Source organism: Roseateles sp., from assembly GCF_036486225.1.
In the GTDB taxonomy this organism is placed as follows: domain Bacteria; phylum Pseudomonadota; class Gammaproteobacteria; order Burkholderiales; family Burkholderiaceae_C; genus Roseateles.
Window position 1 is genome coordinate 21,122 of sequence record NZ_DASVNZ010000277.1, and the last position, 7,938, is coordinate 29,059.

The 7,938-nt window shown below is 67.3% G+C and carries 10 protein-coding genes; 4 read left to right on the forward strand and 6 right to left on the reverse strand.

Annotation, left to right across the window (positions count from 1 at the left end; all coding sequences use genetic code 11):
- Nucleotides 1-76: 76 nt before the first annotated feature.
- Nucleotides 77-1,555 (forward strand): sensor histidine kinase, encoded by a 1,479-nt coding sequence (locus tag VF536_RS18300; protein WP_331616292.1) that lies wholly within the window; start codon nt 77-79, stop codon nt 1,553-1,555.
- Here the strand turns inward: VF536_RS18300 and VF536_RS18305 are convergent.
- Entirely contained in the window at nt 1,539-1,709 is a 171-nt protein-coding gene (locus VF536_RS18305) for a hypothetical protein (RefSeq protein WP_331616293.1), read from the reverse strand. The two genes, VF536_RS18300 and VF536_RS18305, sit on opposite strands and share 17 nt — an antisense overlap.
- On the opposite strand from VF536_RS18305, the gene VF536_RS18310 reads away from it, so the two are divergent.
- The 3 genes from VF536_RS18310 to ruvB all read left to right on the forward strand — a co-directional run bounded on the left by VF536_RS18310 (nt 1,708) and on the right by ruvB (nt 4,134).
- On the forward strand, nt 1,708-2,361 hold the full coding sequence (locus tag VF536_RS18310) for a response regulator (RefSeq protein ID WP_067069232.1): 654 nt from the start codon (nt 1,708-1,710) through the stop codon (nt 2,359-2,361). The two genes, VF536_RS18305 and VF536_RS18310, sit on opposite strands and share 2 nt — an antisense overlap.
- Before the next feature lie 110 nt (nt 2,362-2,471).
- A complete protein-coding gene (ruvA, locus tag VF536_RS18315) occupies nt 2,472-3,041 on the forward strand; it encodes a Holliday junction branch migration protein RuvA (RefSeq protein WP_331616294.1) in 570 nt (189 codons plus the stop codon).
- Between the two features lie 28 nt (nt 3,042-3,069).
- Complete coding sequence (gene ruvB, locus VF536_RS18320) at nt 3,070-4,134, forward strand: Holliday junction branch migration DNA helicase RuvB (RefSeq protein WP_331616295.1); 1,065 nt, start codon at nt 3,070-3,072, stop codon at nt 4,132-4,134.
- Between the two features lie 99 nt (nt 4,135-4,233).
- Here ruvB and VF536_RS18325 read toward each other — a convergent pair whose 3' ends face one another.
- The 5 genes from VF536_RS18325 to VF536_RS18345 all read right to left on the reverse strand — a co-directional run.
- Entirely contained in the window at nt 4,234-5,187 is a 954-nt protein-coding gene (locus tag VF536_RS18325; RefSeq protein WP_331616296.1) for a porin, read from the reverse strand.
- Nucleotides 5,188-5,313: 126 nt separating this feature from the next.
- Nucleotides 5,314-6,390 carry a sterol desaturase family protein gene (locus VF536_RS18330; protein ID WP_331616297.1) on the reverse strand — a complete coding sequence of 359 codons (1,077 nt, stop codon included), beginning with the start codon at nt 6,388-6,390 and terminating at the stop codon, nt 5,314-5,316.
- Nucleotides 6,391-6,470: 80 nt separating this feature from the next.
- A complete protein-coding gene (locus VF536_RS18335) occupies nt 6,471-7,148 on the reverse strand; it encodes a histidine phosphatase family protein (RefSeq protein ID WP_331616299.1) in 678 nt (225 codons plus the stop codon).
- Complete coding sequence (locus VF536_RS18340; protein ID WP_331616300.1) at nt 7,149-7,502, reverse strand: DUF1840 domain-containing protein; 354 nt, start codon at nt 7,500-7,502, stop codon at nt 7,149-7,151. It abuts the gene before it with no gap.
- A 109-nt stretch (nt 7,503-7,611) separates the two neighbouring features.
- The coding region (locus VF536_RS18345; protein ID WP_331616301.1) for an EAL domain-containing protein at nt 7,612-7,938 on the reverse strand (327 nt) is incomplete at its 5' end.

Genomic DNA, 7,938 nt, shown 5'->3' on the forward strand with positions numbered 1-7,938 from the left:
TATTCAGGGGGGTTGAGGGCGGTATTGTCGCGCGCCGGTGCACCGCGCGCTTGCCGCGCCTGCACAATCGCCCCCCATGCACCGGACCACGGAACAACAAGGAGACGCTGCCGGCCTCAGGGATGCCGTGCCGGCGCAGGGCGCATCCCGACCGGCGGCCTACGGCGCCGCGGCGGCCTTGACATTGGCCGTGCCGGTCTGCCTCGCGCAGGTGGCCGGCGCGGCGGTCGCCGGCACCGATGCCGTCACCACGGGCTCCTTCATCACCTTGTGGGCGCGGCTGGCCCCGCAATTGGCTTACGGGCTGCAATCCGCGCTGGTGCTGATGGCCTTCGTGCTGGGACTGCTGATCTGGCAACGACGCGCCCAGCGCCACATCTCGTGGCTGCTCGTGCTGATGCCGGGATGGGTCGTCATGGTGGGCCTGGCGCCGCTGTCGTCGTGGCGCACGGGGATCGCGGTGATCCTCGCGCCGTGGCTGCTCTGGTCCGCCGTCCACTACCTGATGCGACGGATGCGGCGGCGGGACCGCCGCATGCACCGCGCGCTGCTGGCCCAGGCGCTGCTCTTTCCCGCCGCGCTGCTGCTGCCGGTGCCGGCCACGCGCATCGCCGCCTTCGCGCTCTGGTGGCTGGGCGCGCAGTTGCTGGTGGCGATGGCCTGGCACCTCTGGCATCTCTGGCAGGACATGTTCCTGCCGACCCTGGAGGAGCGGTACCCGCAGTCCGACTTCGTCCTCAGCGGCGTGCTGATCGGCTTCGGCGCGCTCGCGGTGCTGACGGCCTGGACCTTGCCGGGCAGCGGTCTGGCCGGCATCCTCGGTCCGCTGTGCCTGCTGGGCCTGGGGCTGCATCGCGTGCGCGAGTTCGCCCGGGCGCTCACGCAGTCCGAGCTCGCCGTCCTGCAAGGCGAGTTGCGCCTGCAGGAGCGCATCGCCGAACTGGAGCGACATTTCGACCAGGTCGCGGAAACCAAGCTGGAGCAGGTCACGGAACGCGAGCGCAAGCGCATCGCCGCCGACCTGCACGACGACCTCGGCGCCAAGCTGCTGACCATCGTGCACACCAGCGAGTCGGACCGGATCTCCACGCTCGCACGTGAAGCGCTGGAGGAGATGCGGCTGTCCGTGCGCGGCCTGACCGGCAAGCCGGTGCAACTGCTGGACGCGCTGGGAGACTGGCGCGCCGAGGTGGTCTCGCGCCTGGCCCAGGCGAACATCCTGGCTGAATGGAAGTCGCCCGCCGAGGACATCGAGCACACCTTCCCCGCCCGCGCCTACGTGCAGACGACGCGCATCCTGCGCGAATCGGTCAGCAACATCATCAAGCACAGCGGCGCCACGCACTGCGTGATCAGCTGCTCGGCGCAGGACGGCTACTTCTCGGTGGTGATCCAGGACAACGGTCAAGGCATCCCGCTCGAGCTGGAAGGTCGCCTGGACAAGGGACACGGCATGGCCAGCATGAAGGCCCGCGCCAAGCAGATGCATGGCCAGTGCCTGGTCGAATCGGGCCCCGGTTGGGGCACCGTCATCCGGCTCACGATCCCACTTTGATCACGCTCTGATCGCGATCTCCCGTGATCCATTGCCGCCGGCACCACAGTCCGGCGTTGATCAGGATGGTCAGCCCCCCGAGAAAGCCGTACTGTTGCAGGAAGTCAGCGGGCACTCCGCCCGCACGACAATCCTGAGCAAGAATCCGCGCCATGAACCACATCCTGCTCCTCGAAGACATTCCCGAAATCCGCGCCTGGCTCAAGGTCCTCGTCAAACAGGTCTTCGCCAACGCGGTCGTCACCGAGTGCTCGCGGGTACAGGACGCGCTGCAGCAGGTCAATTCGCAGCGCTTCACGCTGGCGCTGCTGGACCTGGGGCTACCCGACGGGTCCGGGGTCGACGTGATCTCCGCGCTGCGCGAGAAGCAGCCCGAGGTCCAGTCAGTCATCGTCACCATCCACGATGACGATGAACACCTCTTCCCCGCCCTGCAGGCCGGCGCCTTCGGCTATCTGCTCAAGGAACAGTCGCGCGAACTGCTGGTCGAGCAACTCCAGCGCATCAGCCAGGGAGAGCCGCCGCTGTCCCCGTCGATCGCGCGCAAGGTCATCGCCTACTTCACCTCGCAGCGCCGGCCGCAGGCCGCGCAGGTGCTGCATGAGGTCTCACTGACCGACCGCGAGACGGAGGTCCTGCTGCGCGTCGCGAAGGGCTTCACGCTGCCCGAGATCGGCGTGCAGCTGGGCTTGTCGCGCCACACGATCGCCGACTACGTGAAGCAGATCTACCGCAAGCTGAACGTGAGCTCGCGCGCCGAGGCCGCGCTGGAGGCCCAGCGCCTGGGCCTTTTCGGCAGGAACTGAGCGTCCGGAGCGCCCGTCCCGGCCGGTATTCCGGGTCGAGCCTCCCGCGTCGGGAAAATACTGGACAAACATCCAGTCGGAACGCTGCTGAACGCGGATAATCCGCGGCCATGATCGGCAAGCTCACCGGCGTCATCGCGGAAAAATCGCCCCCGCAGGTTGTCATCGACGTGCAAGGCGTCGGCTATGAAGTCGACGTGCCGATGAGCACCTTCTTCAACCTGCCCGGCCTGGGCGAACGCGCCTCGCTGTTGACCCACCTGAGCATCCGCGAGGATGCGCATGTCCTTTTCGGATTCCTCACCGCCGAAGAGCGCAGCACCTTCCGTCTGCTGATCAAGATCAGCGGCGTCGGCCCCAAGATGGCGCTGTCGCTGCTGTCGGGCATGTCGGTCGGAGATCTGGCGCAGGCCGTCTCCAAGCAGGAGGCCGGCCGGCTGGTGAAGGTGCCGGGCATCGGGAAGAAGACTGCCGAGCGATTGCTGCTGGAGCTCAAGGGCAAGCTGAGTCCGGACCTGTCGCTGCCGGTGTCCGTGGCCAACGACGCGCAGGCCGACATCCTGCAGGCGCTGGTCGCGCTGGGTTACAGCGAGAAGGAAGCCGGCACCGCGCTGAAGACGTTGCCGGCGGACATCGGCGTCAGCGAGGGCATCAAGCTGGCGATGAAGCACCTGTCATGAACCCCCGCGCGCGGCTTACTCTCCCACCATGAGCATCCAGACCGACGACTTCACGCCCGCGCCGCAGCAGGCCCGCCTCATCAGTGCGCAGCCCACGTCGCCGAACGAGGACGCGATCGAGCGCGCGCTGCGTCCCAAGCTGCTCGACGAGTACGTCGGCCAGGCCAAGGCGCGCGAGCAGCTGGAGATCTTCATCGGCGCCGCGAAGAAACGCCGCGAGGCACTCGACCATGTGCTGCTGTTCGGGCCACCCGGATTGGGCAAGACCACGCTGAGCCACATCGTCGCTGCGGAGCTGGGCGTCAACCTGCGCCAGACCAGCGGTCCGGTGCTGGAGAAACCCAAGGACCTGGCGGCGATCCTGACCAACCTCGAGCGCAACGACGTGCTCTTCATCGACGAGATCCACCGGCTGTCGCCGGTCGTCGAGGAAATCCTGTATCCGGCGCTGGAGGACTACCAGATCGACATCATGATCGGTGAAGGTCCGGCGGCCCGGTCGATCAAGCTCGACCTGCAGCCGTTCACGCTGATCGGCGCCACCACGCGCGCCGGCATGTTGACCAACCCGCTGCGCGACCGCTTCGGCATCGTGGCGCGGCTGGAGTTCTACACGGCCGAGGAGTTGCAGCGCATCGTGACCCGGTCCGCCTCGCTGCTCGGCGCGCCGATCGACCCGGAAGGTGCGCTCGAGGTCGCGCGGCGTTCACGCGGCACGCCGCGGATCGCCAACCGGCTGCTGCGGCGCGTCCGCGATTACGCCGACGTGAAGGCGGACGGCACGATCACCCGCAACATCGCCGAAAAGGCGTTGGCGATGCTGGATGTCGACCCACTCGGCTTCGACCTGATGGACCGCAAGCTGCTGGAGGCCGTCGTGCACCGTTTCGACGGCGGACCGGTGGGTCTGGACAACGTCGCCGCGGCGATCGGCGAGGAGCCCGGCACCATCGAGGACGTGATCGAGCCCTACCTGATCCAGCAGGGCTTCCTGCAACGCACGCCACGTGGACGGATCGCGACGCTGGCCGCCTATCGCCACCTCGGCGTCGCGCCGCCCAAGCAGGCGGGACAGCTGTTCGAGATCGAATAGACGCTTGCACCCGCGGATCGCAGCGCATTGAGCGCAGGAGCCGCGACAACAATGAAAAAGGCGCTCCGAAGAGCGCCTTTCTGCTTCGTGATCCGGAGATCAGAAGTTGTGGCGGACACCCAGGGCGAACGAGCTCAGGTCGTCGCGCTTGTTCGGCGTGGAGGCATCCACAGCCGTGTAGAACGCGTACACCTTGGTGCGCTTGCTCAGGTTGTAGTTGTAGGCCACGGTGTATTGCTTGCCACCGTTGCGACCGTTGTTAAACGAGTACGCGCCAGCCTTGGTGCCACCGACGTTCAGGTGGAATTCCGATTGGCCCAGCGTGTACATCACAGCGGCGCGACCGATCCAACGCGCATCCTTCGCGCCAGGCGACTGCGCCGTGCCCGATTCTTCGCGCTGTGCGTAGCCGCCGAAGGTGAAGGCGCCCAGCTCATACAGGCCGCGGATCGCGTACTGCTTGGCGCTGCCTTGCTTGCTGTAACCGGCGCCCAGGTGCATCGGGCCTTGGTCGTAGTTCAGGGCGACGTCGTAGCCGCGCGGGTCGACGCCTTCACCGGCATGCAGCGTGAACTCGCCGTTGAAACCGCTGACGTTCGGGGTGAAGTAACCGACCTTGTTGGTCTGCGTGAAACCAGCGCCGGAGTACAGCTTGTCTTCCGACGTGCCGGTGTCATGGTTGTGCATCGACACGTAGTCGGCGGTGGCGTAGTACGAGCCCGGGGTCCAGCGGCCCAGACGGATCGCGCCGAAATCGCCGGCCAGCTGCACGCTGGCTTCACGGTTCCAGAACGCCGAGTTGGTCTGGCGCCCGTCGTCCGAATTCAGGCCGTGCTCCAGGGCGAAGCTGGCCTTCAGGCCGCTGCCGAGATCTTCCGTACCCTTGAAACCCAGGCGGGAGTTGTTGTTGATCATCGAAGCGACGCGGTCGTTGTTGCCGGTCTTGATGCTTTCCACCGAGGTGTTGATACGGCCCCAGAGCGTGACGGAGCTCTGCGCGAACACGGGAGCGGAAAGAGCCGCGATGGCCGCAGCGAATGCAATCTTTTTCATACCCACCTTCATCCAGTTGGAGGTTTCAGCCGGTCTGGCTCAATGGCTTTACTGCAAGGTGTGCGGAGTATAGAAGTGCGTTGCACGCACCCATAACGCCCGACGCAAAATTGCAACAGTTCCCCGTTAGGGGTGAACCAGAGGCTTGGCGGGTGATAGCAGGCGGGCCGTCAGGACCTGGCCCGCCAGGAGGCCGGCGAGCACGGCGATCTGCTCGATCGGGCCGAGTCGATGGGCGTTCCAGAGGAACAGCGCGATCCCGACCAGCAACAGCAGGAACATCGCCGCGGCCGCCCAGGCGTGCGAGGACGCGACCTTCGGGTCGAACAGCGGCCTGGTGTGCGGGTCGTATCCGGGCGCTATGCGGGCGCCGATGCCCGGCTCCCAGTGCGCCGGCTCCCACCACAGGCGCAGCTTGTCGCGCCAGCGCGGCGTCCGCCGCGTCTTGGACAGCAGCTTGGCGTAGACCTGGACGTTGGCAGTCCACGGGTTCCAGCTCTGCAGCGCGTCGCGGGTCCCGTAGACGCAGGGTTCGCGATCCAGCTCCTCCTGGAAGCTGCCGAACATCCGGTCCCAGATGACGAGGATCCCGCCGTAGTTGCGATCAAGATAAGGATCGTTGACGGCGTGATGCACGCGATGGTTGGATGGCGAGCAGAACCAGCGGTCGAACCAGCCGAGCTTGCCGATCTGCTGGGTGTGAACCCAGAACTGGTACAGCAGGTCGATGAGCGCGACGACCGCGTAGACCAGCGGCGGGAAGCCGAGGATCGCCATCGGCATGTAGAAGAGCCAGCCGACCAGCCAGCCGCTGCCGGTCTGGCGCAGCGCGGTGGACAGGTTGTAGTCCTCGCTCTGGTGGTGGACGGCGTGCGCGGCCCACAGCAGCGCGGTCGTGTGACCGAGCCGGTGGTGCCAGTAGTAGAGGAAGTCGTACAGCAGCAGCCCCGTCAGCCAGACCCACCAGGCGCCTGCGTCCAGCCGGGTCAGCGCCGCGCGCTCGAAGACCCAGGTGTAGATGCCCAGCGTGAAGAGCTTGGTCAGCACGCCCACCACCTGGCTGAGCATCCCCAGCGCGATGCTGCTCACCGCGTCGTTCAGGCGATAGGTGTTGCGCCCGCGGCGCAGGCCGATCCAGTACTCGAGCCCGATCAGGGCGAAGAACACCGGCGTGGCCAGCACGATGATCTGTGCGTCGGTCATGTGTCTCCTCGATGAGCGCTCGATGCGGCGCTTCTGTCGATGTCGGTGGGCGTCGGCCCTCGTGGGAGCCGCCCCCTCGTTCAGGCCCTGGCAGTCGCCGTCGCGGCAGGCATGAAGCCCGGCACGCCGGGATCATCCAGCGTCAGGCCTTGCAGATGCTGGTCGTCGTTCCAACCGACCAGGCTGAATCCCTGCGGTGAATGCAGCAGCCGGTTGATGCTCGTGTTGCCCAGGACCCAGCTGCGCGGCGCCTGCAGATCGATGCGGGTCGCGGCACGGTACAGGCAGTCCATCACCCCACCGTGCGCGACGACCGCGATCGTCTGCCCGGCGTGTGCCGCGGCGAGCTCGGACACGACGGCGATGCAGCGGGCGTAGAGCGTGATCAGGCTCTCGCCGCCCGGCGGCTCGAAGTCCGGATCGCGTCGGCGCCAGCGCAGGGCGTCCTCAGGGAATCCGGCTTCGATCTCGGTCCAGAGCTTGCCCTCGTGGATGCCGAACGCGCGTTCCCGCAGGCGTTCGTCGAAGCGGACCTCGAGGCCGTGAGGTGCCGCCAGATGCCTGGCCGTCACTGCGGCGCGGTCCAGGTCGCTCGCATAGATCGCATCGATCGGGTGGTCGGCCAGTGCGGTGCCCAGCCGTTCGGCCTGTCGCTCGCCCAGCGCGTTGAGCGGCAGATTCAGATGGCCTTGCAGCCGGCCCTCGCGGTTCCAGGCGGTTTCGCCGTGCCGGATGGCGAGGATCAGGGTCGAGTCCACTCAGACGCCCCAGACCACGTCGGTATCGACCGCCTGCGCGGCACGCATCAGCTCCAGCAGCGGCCACAGGCGCTGGCGCAGCGAAACCTCGGGCTTGGGCGGCGGCTTGCGGCCTTCGGCCCGCGCCTGCTCGGCAGCGCGATCCTGCGCCTGCTGCTCCTCGGCGATCGCCGCCTCGCCGTGCGCGATCAGCGCGGGCAGGTCGGACGCCTGGAAGATCCCTTGCGGCGCCGGTCCGCGCCCCAGGGCCTGCAGTGCTTGATCGCCATGGGCGGCCAACATGATGACGTCAGCCCCGGCCTTCGACTTGAACTTGTACAGCACGTGTGTCTCCCGGCCGACGACGGCGGCCATCGGCACATTGTGCCGCCCTCGTGCGAGAGGCAGTGGAGAGGTCTCCCGACCCCGTCGATCCCGAACCTCGGGACTATCCTGATGCGCCCGCCGCGCGGCGCGGTGCGGATCAGCCGCCGCGGAGCAGGTGGACGGACGCGCGCACGGCGCGCGGCACGGCGGCCCCCTGCTCACGTGCCAGCTTGCCGGCTTCGGCCTGCGCCGCGATCTGGGCCTGGCGCTCCTCGAAGGCGCGCGTTTCCAAGGCCGGCGCGCTCAGGAATCCCTGGTATTCGTGGCAGCCGCAGCGTGCCAGGAAATCGCGCTGCGCGTCGGTCTCGACGCCCTCGGCGATGACCTGCAGACCCAGCGCCCGGCCCATCTGCACGATGGCGTTGGCGATGCCGACGTCGCTGGCGTCGTTGGGCAGGCCTTGCACGAAGCTGCGGTCGATCTT